Here is a 14,268-nt window from a genome sequence, read left to right as displayed (position 1 = left end):
TATGCTCTTTCGTTAAATCCACAATGAACGGTGTAGGATCAAAGCATCCACCGAAACCAACGGCCATGACCATCTGTTTCCGCTAACGTTTCCTTTTGCTCCTTGCCCTCCAAATAATAATCAAGATGAAGATTTGGGTCCCACATATTATTGTAGAGGTGAAATATATCTCTTTGTTGCCCTATTCTCCTAATGCTGTCTGTTAATTCAACTTTGTCGTCATGAGTCATTTGGTTCGCTACATGGGTGTGAAACACACCAATAACACAATCCTCCGTTATTTTAGCAACCATTTCTGCAAGTCGTTTCACGCCATTCCCCTGAAACAACTCCATCTGCTGCCCTTTTAATAAAGAAGCTGCTTTGTCAAAATTCACAATCCGCTCATTATGCTCAGGCCAAATCAACGACTTTAACCAAAGATAATCGTCTTCCTCTTCCAGATTATTAACGTGCAAATCTATTCCTATCCTTGCAATCACTGGCGGACTTTGTTTTAGGAGATGCAAGGCAATGTCTCCACGAACTTCCGAGTGCAGTACCAGTTCAGCATCTATATTTCCATAGGTTTCACTATTGTTGTATTGATAACTATACTTATCCCAAAAAAGCTGCAGCCCCGCACTTGTGCCGATTTCAATGATTGCTAATGGTTTGTTCGTTTTTTGATACATATAACAAAAAGCAGGATACAAGTAAGCACAGCGTCTAACCTCATTCGTTTGTACTAGCTTGCTTTGGAGCAGTTGAACAATTTTGTTTTTATGCTGAAGGCAAAAGTGTTTAAAAAAAGGAAATGCCTCTGCTGCATCTCTCGGATCGTTAACTAAGCTGCCATAAAACTTTTGCAGTTCGTGGCTGCTCTCTTTGCGAAGCAAGTACTGAACCGCAGCAAAAAAAAGATTGGGTACTGGCTGGCCTTCTCTGCAATAAGAAGCCATCTGAAGCATTTCATCATCATCTGCAATGGCTAATGATAGCTGTTCATACAAACGGCTTGAGCCTTTGCATTCCCTCGTCGCGAACATCATAAATTGCTCAGTCAAAATAGGTTTGTTCAACAATGCCATCCCTCCATTTTCCCACTTAACGGCATTGTATCATGACTATCGATAAATTATATTTCAATGATTTTATAAACTATATAGATTTCTTTTATCATGTGTATGTAGGATGAGAAAGGACAAAATCAACTATTTACCTAAAAAACCACCTTCAGATTTTATGACTTGCCCGGTTATCCACTGCGATTCGTCACTCGCCAAGAAGCTAATTGCTTTAGCTGCATCCTCCGGCAAACCGATGCGTCCCATAGGGAACATTGGCAAAAAGCCAGCTTTCATCTGCTCATCCATCCAGCCAGAATCGGTGGGGCCTGGATCAAACCCATTCACTGTAATTTGAAGCGGAGCCAACCCTACAGATAGCGGCTCGATTAGCCCAATCAATGCGCCTTTTGTTGCAATGTAAGCCAAATTATTAGGATCGGGCCCTTTTGAAACCATAAAAATAATTCTGCCCGATGTCCCTTTAACTTGGTTTTTCTCAAATCTGCTCGCAAACTCTGTGCTTAACAATATCGGCCCTCGGTTATTAACTGCATAATGTTGGTCCAATATACTGATATTCAAGCTTTTGTAATTGGAAGGTACGCAATAGGTGGCATTGTTAATTAAAATCGTCGCGTGTCCTAACGACCTTTCTACTTGTTCCATTATAAGGGCAGGTGTTTCCACATTGGTAAAATCCGCTTCCATATGACTTGCCCTCACGCCTAAGTCTTCTAATTCCTTACACAGCTGCTCAGGCCAGTCCTTCTCTCCCCCATTGCCTTCCGTTTCATCAAAAGCATGCCAATGCGTAAAGAAAATGTCTGCACCTAAGCGTGCAAGCGAACGGCAAATCGCTGTTCCAATTCCCGTTGATCTGCTCGCTCCTGTAACGATAGCTATCTTATTTTTTAATGAAATCATTCGCAGTTCCTCCATATTCGATTATCCTGTACTTATAATCTATCTAATAGATTTAATACATGTTGTTTAATCTGCTTTTTCTCATCGTCTGATAGAGCACTGGATCGAAAATTTTGTAAATTGTCATCAGGGATGATAATGGTTGATGGCTCCTGAAGCTCTTTTTTTCGATCATCTTCATCTTCAACCATCGTGATATGGGACTTGCTGAATTTCGAATGTACGATTTCTGATTTAACGTATTTTCCATCCAGATCATAATAATCCACGACCATTTTGATTTCAGAGCTTGTATAATTTTTATTTTCTGCCAAAGCAGTAATAGAGTTCACCTTCTTAAAGCCTGCCTGTTCATAAAAGCCATCTTTGTTTTTCTCTGAAAAAATTTCTATGCTAAATGCCTCGATATGCTCGACTTTAACTGTATTGCTGCAAGCGCTTAACAATACAACAAAAGCAGATATTACGCTTAACTTCATTGCAGCAGCTAACCAATCTGATCCTCTCATGACATTCATAGCTTCACTCCTCATCGCAATTTCCAATAAAATCCCATTACTTTATGATTGCAAAGCTTTCATCATTTGTAAAGGTTTTATCTATAGACAAAAACAGCCCTCTACCAACACGGTAAAGGGCTGCTTTGTGGAGCATATAGGAACATATGCGTTCTTACAGCCCGCAAACCAAGCCTGACACGCCACTTTAAGAACCTATATGCTCTTAAACTCTCCCATTGATGAGTTACTCCCCTACTTTTGGAGCATGTAGGAACGTATACGTTCTTACAGCCTGCATTCGAAGCCTGACACGCCGCTTTAAGAACCTATATGCTCTTAAACGCTCCCATCGATGAGTTACTCCCCCACCATTGGAGCCGCCCCTCTACTCTCTATTCCACCGTCAAACAAAAAACGAGGTGGACAAATCTCCACCTCGCATGTAAACCAATTAAAATATTTTCCGACCAGCCGCATCGGCAATGCCCGATTTACGATAGAAATACGTATTGATCACATCGCGCCAATGTTTGGCATGAGCAGCTTGAAAGGCTAATCGCTCAGCGATATGCGCAAACCTTGCTTCATCGATTTTATCGGCCAAACCAGCCCAATCCCGCAACATCTGATCGGCTTCCTCCGCACCCTCAAAATGGGTATCGTAGATATGCTGAATGACCGTCTTGCCAGAATGGAGCACATGGGTATAAGGGACATGGTGGAAAAATAGCAGCAGCTCGTCTGGACAAGTGTCCAAACTATCATACTGCGAACGGTTTGGTTCATTATACTGTGCGGTATATCCTGTTCCGCTCGCCTGCGTTCGGTCAACGCCGATACCGTCACGATCTGCAAAATGGTAGGTTCCCCATCTTGAATACTCGTAGCCATCGACATCCGGACCAAAATGATGGTTAGGCGTGATCATCCAGCCTACGCCAAGCGGCGCCGTATAGCTTTCATATAACAGCCACGACTTCATCAGCATGTCACCGATTGCTAAAGCTATCTCAGCATCATTGCCAAACGTTGCGGCTATCCACTCGTGCGAAATCTCCTCGGCTGTTAAAGCCGGGTTCCACACCAGCCGGCCATATCCGTAAAGATTGGCTTGTGCGAGAATATGCCCTGTCCAGCTCTCTTCATTCCCAATATTGCTCACCGCTGCAATTCCGCTATATTTCATGCCGTACAATGTGCCATCCACCACTCGCTTAACTTCAGTCGATGCACCTTCCGCATAGGTATCGAAATCCATTACCTGCTTCCACTGCGGGACGAGATAGCAAAGATGCTTCTGTTGGCCGGTATATTCTTGAGTGATCTGGAACTCCATCATCTGGTTCGTTTTCTTCATCGCGCCAAACAATGGGGATACGGGCTCACGAACCTGAAAGTCCATCGGTCCATTCTTAATTTGTAGAATGACATTACTCCGAAAACGACCATCGAGCGGTTTAAAATGGTCAAATGCAGCACGTGCTCGATCGATCTTCCGATCACGCCAATCCTGCATGCAGTCATAAACGAAGCAGCGCCAAATGACGATGCCATCGTGAGCTTCCAGCGCTTCAGCCAGCATATTCGCTCCATCTGCATGGTCGCGTCCATAAGCAAATGGCCCGGGCCGATGCTCAGAATCTGCCTTCACGACAAAACCACCGAAGTCAGGAATGAACGCGTAAATCCGTTCAGCTGTTTCCTTCCACCACTGCTGCACACCAGCATCCAGCGGATCCGCAGTAGCCAGACCTCCGATTTGCAGAGGAGCAGCAAAGTTAACACTCAGAAACAGCGTAATTCCGTACCTGCGGAAAATGTCTGCAATAACCGCAACAACAGGAAGCTTTTCCTCTGTGATGAACATCGTTTCAACCTCATGAACATTCACATTATTGATAGAAATCGCATTGAGGCCAACGGATGCGAGCATTCTCGCATAATCGTTTATTCGATTAAAATCACTCGTTATTTCTCCGTTTTGATAAAATATAGACTGTCCCGCATACCCTCGCTCTACCGAACCGTCAGCATTATCCCACTGATTAATCATTCGAAGCGACATGGCTGGAGATTCCTCAGCATTCAGTTCTTTCACTGGCTTACCGGCGCCTAATAGACGCAGCAAATGAAACACACCATATAATACGGCTGTATCTGATCCGCCGACAAGAGATAAGTTGCCATGGCCTTGCTGAGAGCTGTACCGAATCATATATCCCGCTTTGGACGGCTCCCATCTATCAGAATCCATCAATACGGAGTCCACCATAATATGAAGAAAGCCAGCCGTCGCAGGCTCAGCCCGCTCCTTTACTGCCGGGATTATGCCGATTAAGGCATGAATACCATGCTGCAGCTCTTTGATTGCCGTTTCCAAAACGCCGGTCGCTACGCCACTAAAGACGATCTGACCAAAAAGAGCTGAATACTCCTTTTTCAAATGCAAATCCTCTATCCGCTGAGGATTCAGCCAAGCCTTATACGTGTGACTGTCCATTTATTAACGTGCCTCCTTGTAAGCTGGCTCAGAGAGATGAGTGCTGCTTCATGACGCGCCAGAACGAACCTTTTGGCTCATGGTTCTCATCAAATAGCATTGGCCAATTTTTCCGTCCACGTACAGGAAAATCACTGAGCCACGTATAATCATCCGCCGCTCCCCAGAACGTAACCGCATCAATATGATTGCGATATTCCGTCAGCAAATGAAAGACAGCCTCATATCGTTTCTCCTGCAGCTCCAGCATTTCTTCAGTAGGCTTTGCTAAGTCGGTTCGTACATCATCATGGCGGAACATCGATATATCAAGCTCTGTTAATTGCAGTCTTAGGCCAAGTGAAGCGTACTTCTCGATAGCAGCCCTTATTTCATCTAAATGAGGATTATATAAGCTCCAATGCGCTTGAAGGCCAACGCCATGAATCGGGACATCCTGCTCTAGCAGCGATTTAACCAATTGATAGATTTTATCGCGTTTCAGAGGGTTCGACTCATTATAATCATTGTAGAAAAGCTGAGCTTTAGGATCTGCTTCATGTGTGAATTCAAACGCTTTGGCTATATAGTCCACTCCGGCGATATCCAGCCATTTGGTTGGACGCAGCATAGCTGCGCCTTCGTCAGAAATGACTTCATTTACGACATCCCATGCATAAATATCATCTTTATAACGGCCAACAACGGTATGAATATGCGATTTCAATCGATCCAAAAGCTTCTCGCCGCTAACCGGGCTTCCATCCGCTTCTTCAAACAGCCAATCGGATGTCTGATTATGCCAAACCAGTGTATGCCCTCGCATTTTTTTCCCATGCTCTCTTGCAAATGCGACAATTTTGTCTGCTTCTTCGAACGTATAGGTAGCTTCGGAAGGGTGCAAGCTAACAAATTTCATTTCATTCTCAGCAGTCAAGCTGTTAAAATGTGTGGCAATGAGATCGCGAGCCTGAACAATCGTGCGCGGATTGACCGCTGCGCCTATATCAAATGAATCTTTGAATGCTTCATATAGCTTAGGAATAGAACTAGCTGCATTGCTGCTCATCGTATTTCCCCCTGTCTATTAACCTTTCACGCCGCCTACGGTCATACCTTTTACAAAGTATTTCTGTAGAAACGGATACACCATAATGATCGGCAAGGAAGCCACAATTGTCATCGTTGCCCGAACCGCAACCGGGGTCACTGAATTAGCTCCTGAATTAGCCGCACCTGAGAAAGCATCGGCTGCCGACTTCGTCGTCAAGGAAGCATTGGAGTTCTGAAGAATTTTTTGCAGCTCATACTGCAGCGTACTGAGATCGATATTTGATGAATTGTACAAGAACACATCAAACCACTGGTTCCACTGATACACCGCTGAGAAAAGCGCTACAGTCGCGAGTACAGGAATGCAAAGCGGCAGGACGATACTGTAAAACATTTTAAAATCGCCGGCTCCGTCTATTCTAGCAGACTCCAAAATGCTCTCAGGCAGCCCTTCAATAAAGGAACGAATAATGATTAAGTTAAATACACCAATTAAACCTGGGAAGATGTATACCCAGAAGTTGTCAAGCAAACCCAAATCACGAATCAATAAAAAGTTTGGAATGAGCCCACCGTTAAAATACATCGTCAAGATGAACGCAATTGTAACGAATTTCCTAAGCACATACTCTTGTCGAGTAATCGTGTAAGCCACCATCGCTGAACAAAAGACAGTAGCTATTGTACCAATCACCGTTCGAAGGATGGAAATCAGCGTCGCATGGAATATCGTTGCTTCTTTTAGTACATAGGCGTAATTGTCCAGCGTCCATATCCTTGGCAGTAAATAAATGCCGCCCTTAATCGAATCCGTCGCATTGTTAAGTGATACGGCGGCTGTATTCAAGAAAGGATATAAAGTAACAACCATCAGCAAGGTAAGAAATATATAATTGCAAATATCAAATATGAGATCGCCGCGTGATGAGCGGATGCGGCTTGGTTTGTTTGGCACAGCTTCTGATGCCGAATGATTCATGTTGTACCCCTCCCTTTAAAACAGTCTGGACTCGCCCATACGTTTTGCAAGATTGTTCGCTGCGAACAATAAAATAAAGCTGATAATTGTTTTAAACATGCCCGCTGCAATCGATAGCGAGTAGTTGCCTTGCGCAATCCCGTATTTAAGAACAAATATGTCAAGGTTTTCGGAAAAATCGACGTTCATGCCGTTCCCCAGCAAATACTGCGGCTCGAAGCCCGATTCAAGCAAATACCCGATATTCATAATGAGCAATACGATAATAACCGGTTTGATACCCGGAAGCGTTACATACCACATCCGTTTAATTCGGCCTGCTCCATCCATCTCTGCTGCTTCATATTGCGCAGGGTCAATCATCGTCATTGCCGCTAGGTAGACGATTGTATTCCAGCCTACATCTTTCCATACAGAGCTTGCTCCAAAAATGGTCCAAAATTGCTCGGGTATACCGAGAAATAATATTTCCTCGCCTTTTTCCACAAAGCCGGTCCAAAGCAGCATTTGATTGATGATGCCATCTGGAGATAACGTTGTTTGAATAATGCTTGCCGCAACTACCCAAGAAATGAAATGGGGCAAATAACTGACCGTTTGAACAATGCGTTTGAAAGCAACCTTGCGAACCTCATTTAATAACAATGCAAGAGTTATTGCCGTAACGAAGCCGAGAACCAGATTGATTCCGCTCATCGCCAACGTATTTCTCAAGACACGAATAAACCGTTCGTCTTCGAACAAAAATTTAAAATGATCAAACCCAATCCATTTCTGCTCACTGAAGCTTTTGGCTGGCTTATAAGCTTGGAAGGCGATCGTCCACCCCCATAGAGGCATATATTTAAAAATAAACAACCACGCTAGAAACGGTACAGACATAAGAACAAGCACGCGCTGCTCAATGAGCTTTTTCGCAAAATTCTTCAGTCCCGACGGCTTCTTAGGCAGCACCAGGTTTGACGATGACATATCGGGCTTATGTTCCATCTTGAATCTCTCCTTCCGGACTGAATGATGCTGGATAGCAAGCAAAGACGTCTTCGGCGACCTCTGGACGCTGAAGCAGCTTTGACGGAGAAATATAAGCCTTTTATAAGCTAATAAACTTATAAATTCTTATATTTGAAGAAAGGCCGGCATTTTGCATGCGCAAGCCGGCCTTTCACCGTTCCTTCTATATTATTGCTTGGATGCTTCGATCAATTTCTTCACTTCATCTGTTGTCCATTTCTCGTAAGCAGCCGTATCGAGCTTGCTAAATGCATTGGTGTACTCAGTCCATACTTTTTCAAAGTCTGCTGATTTTGCAAGGACAAGCTTAGGGAAATATTTTTTCGTAAGCTCATCTTTTTTCGTTTCCCAAATTTGCTGTGGAGAGCCTTGCTCCTTCGGAATGCCCCAAGCAGGGTACCATGGACGATCGTCCGGTGCTGCGAACATTTCCGAATACGTTTTCACGCCATACTTCTCGAGAATAGTTTTATCTTCATTGGTTAAGCTCATTTGAAATACTTCTGCTTGCATTCCTGGTGCTACGGAGTTTCCATCCGGCAGGGACGAGCCGTTGTTGTATAGCGGCCAGTTCCAAGAATAATATTTAAATCCAAATTTTTCGTTGAAAGCTTCATCAATTTTGGCGATTTGTTCCGCTGTACGGTACATCCGGCCTTTATCGTTTATTTCGTACGTTTCCCCTTTAATGCCCCATTTTTGAAGAATTTGGTTCTCGTCTGTCAACAAATTATCCAAATATTGAATAATGCGAACCGGGTCTTTCGCGCTTACAGTAATACCCATACCACGGTTTTTAACAAAGCCTGGAGGATCCAGATATTGATCCTTTTGACCGTCAAAAGTAACAGGAAGCGGGAAGTATACGAAATCATCCTGTGTTGGATCTTGTTTAGCAGCGTCCTTGAGCGCATTTTGCGCATTAGCAAACTGCCAGCCGTAATCAAAGAAACCTACTACCTTATGCGAAGTTAATTTCGCCAAATATTGATCGTAATTGTCTACGAAAGATGCTTTATCGAAATAACCGCCAGCATTCATATCATTCAGCTTCTGCAACCAACGTTTCGTGTTGTCATCTGCTGCATATGTTTTTGCTTCAAATGTGTTCATATCCACGATGACGTTTCCATCATTCGGGTAACCTGCCAAATGGTTCGGCGGGTTAGCTGTAGCGAAAAATCTCCAGTCATGCGTCAAAGAAACGATTCCCGTCAAATCTTCGTCTTTATGCTTGTCTACAAAATTTTTGACTAAATCCATGTAAGCATCAAGAGTCGTAATTTTCGGATAACCGGCTTCTTTCAAAACACGTCTTTGAACCCAGAAAGCACCTTGGTTTATATTCGGATCTGGAATGTACTCGCCAACCGTATTTGAAAACGGCAGGAAATAAATTTTACCATCCGCTGCTTTCATTTGATTGAAATATTTACCGTATACACGCTTAATATTCGGACCATGTTCTTCAATTAGGTCGTCCAATGCAATAAACGCACCTGCTTCAAGAATTTTGTCTATTGCAGCATCCGGAATCATAACATCCGGATAAGCGTTGGATGCGATCATCGTTCCAACCTTCGTGTTCAAATCGCCAACCAAATGCTCGATTTTAAAGTTTACACCCGTTTGATCTTCTAAAATTTTGCCGATTGTCGTTTCATTGGTGTTCGTATCCTTGGCCGCTGCTACACCGTTGAAATAAGAGAAGGTTACTTTCTCAACCGGCTTTTTTTCTTCCCCATCTTTAGCTTGTTCGGTTGGAGTGTTCGTGCTGTCTGCTTTCTTTGCTTCTCCGCCATTGCCGCTGTTCGAGCATGCAGCAGTAAAGATCATAAAGGCAGTCATACAAGTCAATAATATTTTCTTTTTCACTTTCCCCAGCCCCTTTCGAGTGCAACTTATTTTGTAAGCACTTTCATTATAAGTAATTCAAAATACTTTGTTTACCCAATAAACTATAGTTCAAACTTTAAAAAACATATACGATATTCTTTTTACGGGCACCTCATATTTCTACAGGAACAGCAACCCGAATAAATGTGCCTTGTCCAGGCTCACTCTCAATTAATAGTTGAAAACGGTCACCATAAATCAGCTTCAAGCGGTAAATAACGTTTTGAACGCCAATTCTCTCGCCCAACTCTTCGTCGCTTTCCAAATAGCCATAAAACTGTTTTACTTTTTGTTCATTCATGCCAATTCCATTATCTCGGATCGAGAAAATTAACGTGTCCGCCTCGCGTTCAACCTGCACCTGAATGCTGCCTCCATGTCTTAGAGGCTCAATTCCATGGATGCTGGCATTTTCTACGAAAGGCAAAAACATCATTTTGGGCACCATGCACTCTTTTGCAGAAGGATCTACATGAATGTGATAATTCATCCGATCTTCAAAGCGGTATTTCTGAATTTCGAGGAAACACAATATAAATTCAATTTCCTCACTAACCATGACGCGGTCCTTGCCCCAAGTGAGCGAGGTTCTAAATATTTTCGCCATATTATGAATGATCTTGGCCGTCTCCATCTCGTCCTTAATCAAGCTTCGCATTCGAATCGTTTCCAGCGCATTAAATAGAAAATGAGGATTGATTTGGCTTTGCAGTGCATTCAGCTGCGCTTTCCTCCGTTCGAGCTCTAATGTTTTGGTCTGAATGTCCGCGATATAAACATCATCAATCAAGCTTTTCACTTGTATCGTCATCCGATTGAATTCGCTCGTTAATTGTCCGATTTCATCCAAGGATTCACCCTGCTTAATCGTATCGAAGTTTTGGTTCTTCACTTTTTTCATATGCTGCAAAATACGAACCAACCGCTCATGCAGTGAACGTGAAATCCATAATATAATCAGCGTTGGGATGAAAATATTTAAACAGGCCAGCACAAAAACAAATTCTCTAGACTGTCTTACGTCCTTCAGCACCTCTTCCTCCGAAATCGTCCCTACAATGCGCCAATTTTCCAAATAACTCACATAAGAATTCGTTGAAGGAAATTGGATGGAATCCTTTGGAAAAACCAATTCATCAAACGATACCGGTTTTCCGCTCCAGTCCACCTCAGGGTCTGTCGTATACTCCACATGACCTTTATCATCAATTAAATAAATGTTGCCCTGCAGGTTTTGATTTCGAAATATTTGGTCAATCGTGCTCGTTTTCAAATCAATTTTCAAATACTTTTGCCATTTATTTTTGGATTCAAAATAATTCATTTCACGGATAATGCTGAATGTATTCCGCCTGTCCGCGCCATCGCTTTTCAGATATAAATCCTCCTGCTGCGTTCTGATGAAAATAGGGTAAGAATTGTTCCTTTCCTTCAGCAATTGATACCAATCAGACTGCTTAATTTCGTTTGATAAATAACCAACGCCGCCTGAATGCAGCATCGTAGGATTTTCTACGAAAATTTTTATGCTTTGAATGGAGGCATAAACAGGAGTATAGCTATTCAAAATTCTCCGGAAATACGTATCATAAGCTTCAACATAAGCAGCCGGCTCTTGATAGTCCGTTTCTAAAATTTCGTTTAAGTTGTAATCGGTATAAAACACAGCTGAAATGGTCACGGCATCCTCGACTTCGGCGCGGAATTCGTTGTTGATCTGTTCTACTGCTCGTGTAATATCCTTCATCCGTTGATTTCTCACATTATCCGTCGTCACATTATAAAAAATAACGTTGGTTAATACGATTGGAAGAAACACCGAAAAGATATAAAGGATGAGCAACTTATTCCGCAGACGAACATTGTTGAGACTTAGGCTCAGCTTCACGGATATTCTCCTTTTCTTGTGCAAACGGATGGTTTAAGTAACTACGCCTACAAAAGCTTATTTCGGTATTCTGTAGGAGTCATATGCTCGATCTTCTCGAATTGCGTAACAAAATAATCTGCATTGCTGAAGCCAATTTTCTCTGCAATCTCATATATGCGCATCGTGCGCGATTGTCTAAGCAGCTTTTTAGCCTCATTCACCCTAAGCTGGAGTAAAAATTCATTAAAATAGACGCGGTATGTCTTTTTAAATAATTGGCCTAAATAGACCGGATTGACATAAAATAACGCAGCAATGCTCTTCAAGCTGATATTTTGCGAATAATTAGCTTCAATATAGCTTTTAATTTTTTGAATATCACTCTTCAGCTGTTCCTTCCTAAGCTCTGCAATACTTTGCTGACTCTCTTCGATAAATGCATAAAACAGTTTTTTCAGTTCACCGAGCGATAAATTAGAATCATGCCAGTTTAGGAGCGGTGCCAGTGTATGCAAGGAGTTTTCATCCCCCTCCATATTGCGGATCGTTTTCAAAATTCCCATCAAGCATAGCTGAATGTTCATTTTAACCGCTTCTGGAGCATATCGTTTCTCGCGAAAATCAATAAACCATTTATCAACAATTGTTTTCACTGCCTCCAGCTGCAGCTCTTCCATTTGCTCCATAAATAAATTAAATTCAGCAGGATCAAACCCGATATAATTGAGCCTCTCCAGCTTTTTTTGATCGAAGCTAACGATGCGATTGTCCTCGTTTATATATTTGTATAAACTGGCTTCCTTGGCGGTCTTGTACGATTCTCGGATCTCCGACAAATGTTGAACAGCAGAACCTGCGTAAAGAAATACGCCTTTTCCCAAATGTGCATCCAGCGCATCTCGAAAGGCCGTTAACAATCGCTCAATATCTCCACCCCATCTTGCCAGTAAATAACTAGGCAGCAAAATCCCGATGCGATTGCGATGCTCATTTAAGCAAATTGGCTGATCTGCAGAAGTTATACGCGTAAGCTCTTGTTGAACGAGCTCCTTGAAGTGCGCGTAGGAAACTTTCTCCTCATACGGATGCCAGTTGTAGTTATCATTCAGCTCAGCAAGCAAATAATATAAACGATCAGCTTTACTCAGATTCAAACGCTGCTCCCATTCTGCAATGGACGCCTCGCTCGCTTCACCAAGAATGAGTGATTTAATCATTTCACCGCCCAGAAGCCGTTCATTTCTAGCCTGTTCCTCTTGCTGCAGTATTAATTTATCTTTTAATTTGCTCAACGTAGCGGCGAATTCAATCTCATCGACCGGTTTAACAACGAAGTCATGAACGCCATAACGCATCGCTTGCTGGGCATAATTGAAGTCATTGTAGCCGCTTATGATAATAAAATAAGGTACTGCAATATTTTCCAGCATGACGCATCGAATGAGCTCAAGCCCATCTATAACCGGCATACGAATATCCGTTATGACAAGCTCTGGCTGCACACGCTTGATCAGCTCAAGCGCATCCTCGCCATTGTCAGCCTCCCCTACAATCTGAAAGCCGCAGGTTTCCCAATCGATAAGCTTCATTAAGCCTTTGCGGGTAAATGGTTCGTCATCAACCAGAATTGCACGATGTAAATGCATCAAATTCCTCCTCTTATTGGGGGTTAGACCACTTTAAAAACCGGATCTACAGGCAAGTAATGAACAGGAATAGTGGAATATTTATGGCGAAGCCGATCAGCCAGCAGTTTCATACCTGGCTGCTCGCTTTCGGAATGTCCTAGAACAACCAGTGCTTGGTGCCTGCCTAGGTGGACGGCATCCCTTACATACTCTGGCGTCTCCCACTCCGGGCCTTCGCCGTATATGATCAAGTCCAGCTTATAGTTTGCAAATAAAGGAATTGCGTTGTCCCCCCCGCCTCTGTAGCCGGCCAACAATCCAATCCGGCTGCAACTCGTGGATAAATCCCCTACTGCACGCACATAACGGATTCCCAGCTTTTTTTTGATATGCTCGATTACTTGCTCGAGCTTCATCGGTTGAACGGCAACGATTGATGCGGCGGGCAAATGCTCCGTCACATAATCATTCCAATCCAAGGCATGAATAAGCCCCTCCATAATGCCGTCTGGCTCGTACCGATGCCAATAATCGTGGAAGCGATAAATCGCCAAACCTGATTCTTCAATGAATCGGCTTTTAGCCTTATAAATAGGATCATTCACGTAAGTAGATTCCTTGGCATCATGGTGGCTGAAGAAGGTTCCTTCATGCGTAATAATGAGGTTCGCACCCATTTCGACTGACCTTTCCAGCACCTGCTGCGTTGCCATAAACGCAACAACAATGCCCTTGACTTCCGTTTGAGGATTTCCAAACTTTAGCGTATCCACACTGCCTGCAATTGGAGTTACAGGGGCCAATAAACCATCCACAACATTTTGTATTTTTATCATTTTATAGGTGCACCCCTTCAGATTTATTATGACATGTAAT

General features: G+C 43.0%; 11 protein-coding genes. All 11 read right to left on the bottom strand.

Going from position 1 to position 14,268, the window contains the following annotated elements; translation table 11 throughout:
* Positions 1-38: 38 nt before the first annotated feature.
* Positions 39-1,064 (bottom strand): DUF2332 domain-containing protein, encoded by a 1,026-nt coding sequence (locus tag AB4Z45_RS09335; RefSeq protein WP_441908881.1) that lies wholly within the window; start codon positions 1,062-1,064, stop codon positions 39-41.
* Between the two features lie 129 nt (positions 1,065-1,193).
* Positions 1,194-1,973, bottom strand: a complete 780-nt coding sequence (locus AB4Z45_RS09330; RefSeq protein WP_441908880.1) for an SDR family oxidoreductase — start codon at positions 1,971-1,973, stop codon at positions 1,194-1,196.
* 32 nt (positions 1,974-2,005) lie between these two features.
* On the bottom strand, positions 2,006-2,491 hold the full coding sequence (locus tag AB4Z45_RS09325; protein ID WP_441908879.1) for a hypothetical protein: 486 nt from the start codon (positions 2,489-2,491) through the stop codon (positions 2,006-2,008).
* Positions 2,492-2,924: 433 nt separating this feature from the next.
* Positions 2,925-4,973, bottom strand: coding sequence for an alpha-glucuronidase family glycosyl hydrolase (locus tag AB4Z45_RS09320; protein WP_441908878.1), 2,049 nt, complete (start codon positions 4,971-4,973; stop codon positions 2,925-2,927).
* Between the two features lie 28 nt (positions 4,974-5,001).
* Positions 5,002-6,021, bottom strand: a complete 1,020-nt coding sequence (locus tag AB4Z45_RS09315; protein ID WP_441908877.1) for an endo-1,4-beta-xylanase — start codon at positions 6,019-6,021, stop codon at positions 5,002-5,004.
* 18 nt (positions 6,022-6,039) lie between these two features.
* Positions 6,040-6,984: a carbohydrate ABC transporter permease gene (locus AB4Z45_RS09310; RefSeq protein WP_441908876.1), complete on the bottom strand. Its 945-nt coding sequence runs from the start codon at positions 6,982-6,984 to the stop codon at positions 6,040-6,042.
* A gap of 15 nt (positions 6,985-6,999) precedes the next feature.
* Complete coding sequence (locus AB4Z45_RS09305) at positions 7,000-7,974, bottom strand: ABC transporter permease (protein ID WP_441908875.1); 975 nt, start codon at positions 7,972-7,974, stop codon at positions 7,000-7,002.
* A gap of 192 nt (positions 7,975-8,166) precedes the next feature.
* Positions 8,167-9,846 (bottom strand): ABC transporter substrate-binding protein, encoded by a 1,680-nt coding sequence (locus AB4Z45_RS09300; protein WP_441909084.1) that lies wholly within the window; start codon positions 9,844-9,846, stop codon positions 8,167-8,169.
* Positions 9,847-10,006: 160 nt separating this feature from the next.
* A complete protein-coding gene (locus AB4Z45_RS09295; protein WP_441908874.1) occupies positions 10,007-11,782 on the bottom strand; it encodes a sensor histidine kinase in 1,776 nt (591 codons plus the stop codon).
* Positions 11,783-11,829: 47 nt separating this feature from the next.
* Entirely contained in the window at positions 11,830-13,410 is a 1,581-nt protein-coding gene (locus AB4Z45_RS09290; RefSeq protein WP_441908873.1) for a response regulator, read from the bottom strand.
* A gap of 23 nt (positions 13,411-13,433) precedes the next feature.
* Positions 13,434-14,228 carry a Nif3-like dinuclear metal center hexameric protein gene (locus tag AB4Z45_RS09285; RefSeq protein WP_441908872.1) on the bottom strand — a complete coding sequence of 265 codons (795 nt, stop codon included), beginning with the start codon at positions 14,226-14,228 and terminating at the stop codon, positions 13,434-13,436.
* Positions 14,229-14,268 lie beyond the last annotated feature (40 nt).

Source organism: Paenibacillus sp. MCAF9 (assembly GCF_052114265.1).
Classification (GTDB): domain Bacteria; phylum Bacillota; class Bacilli; order Paenibacillales; family Paenibacillaceae; genus Pristimantibacillus.
This window is presented reverse-complemented; position numbering and strand designations above follow the sequence as displayed.

Bases quoted from the DNA above. Each gene is read 5' to 3' on its own strand.
- AB4Z45_RS09330 (WP_441908880.1), bottom strand. From the start codon at position 1,973: ATGATTTCATTAAAAAATAAGATAGCTATCGTTACAGGAGCGAGCAGA.
- AB4Z45_RS09325 (WP_441908879.1), bottom strand. From the start codon at position 2,491: ATGAATGTCATGAGAGGATCAGATTGGTTAGCTGCTGCAATGAAGTTA.
- AB4Z45_RS09320 (WP_441908878.1), bottom strand. From the start codon at position 4,973: ATGGACAGTCACACGTATAAGGCTTGGCTGAATCCTCAGCGGATAGAG.
- AB4Z45_RS09315 (WP_441908877.1), bottom strand. From the start codon at position 6,021: ATGAGCAGCAATGCAGCTAGTTCTATTCCTAAGCTATATGAAGCATTC.
- AB4Z45_RS09310 (WP_441908876.1), bottom strand. From the start codon at position 6,984: ATGAATCATTCGGCATCAGAAGCTGTGCCAAACAAACCAAGCCGCATC.
- AB4Z45_RS09305 (WP_441908875.1), bottom strand. From the start codon at position 7,974: ATGGAACATAAGCCCGATATGTCATCGTCAAACCTGGTGCTGCCTAAG.
- AB4Z45_RS09300 (WP_441909084.1), bottom strand. From the start codon at position 9,846: ATGACTGCCTTTATGATCTTTACTGCTGCATGCTCGAACAGCGGCAAT.
- AB4Z45_RS09290 (WP_441908873.1), bottom strand. From the start codon at position 13,410: ATGCATTTACATCGTGCAATTCTGGTTGATGACGAACCATTTACCCGC.
- AB4Z45_RS09285 (WP_441908872.1), bottom strand. From the start codon at position 14,228: ATGATAAAAATACAAAATGTTGTGGATGGTTTATTGGCCCCTGTAACT.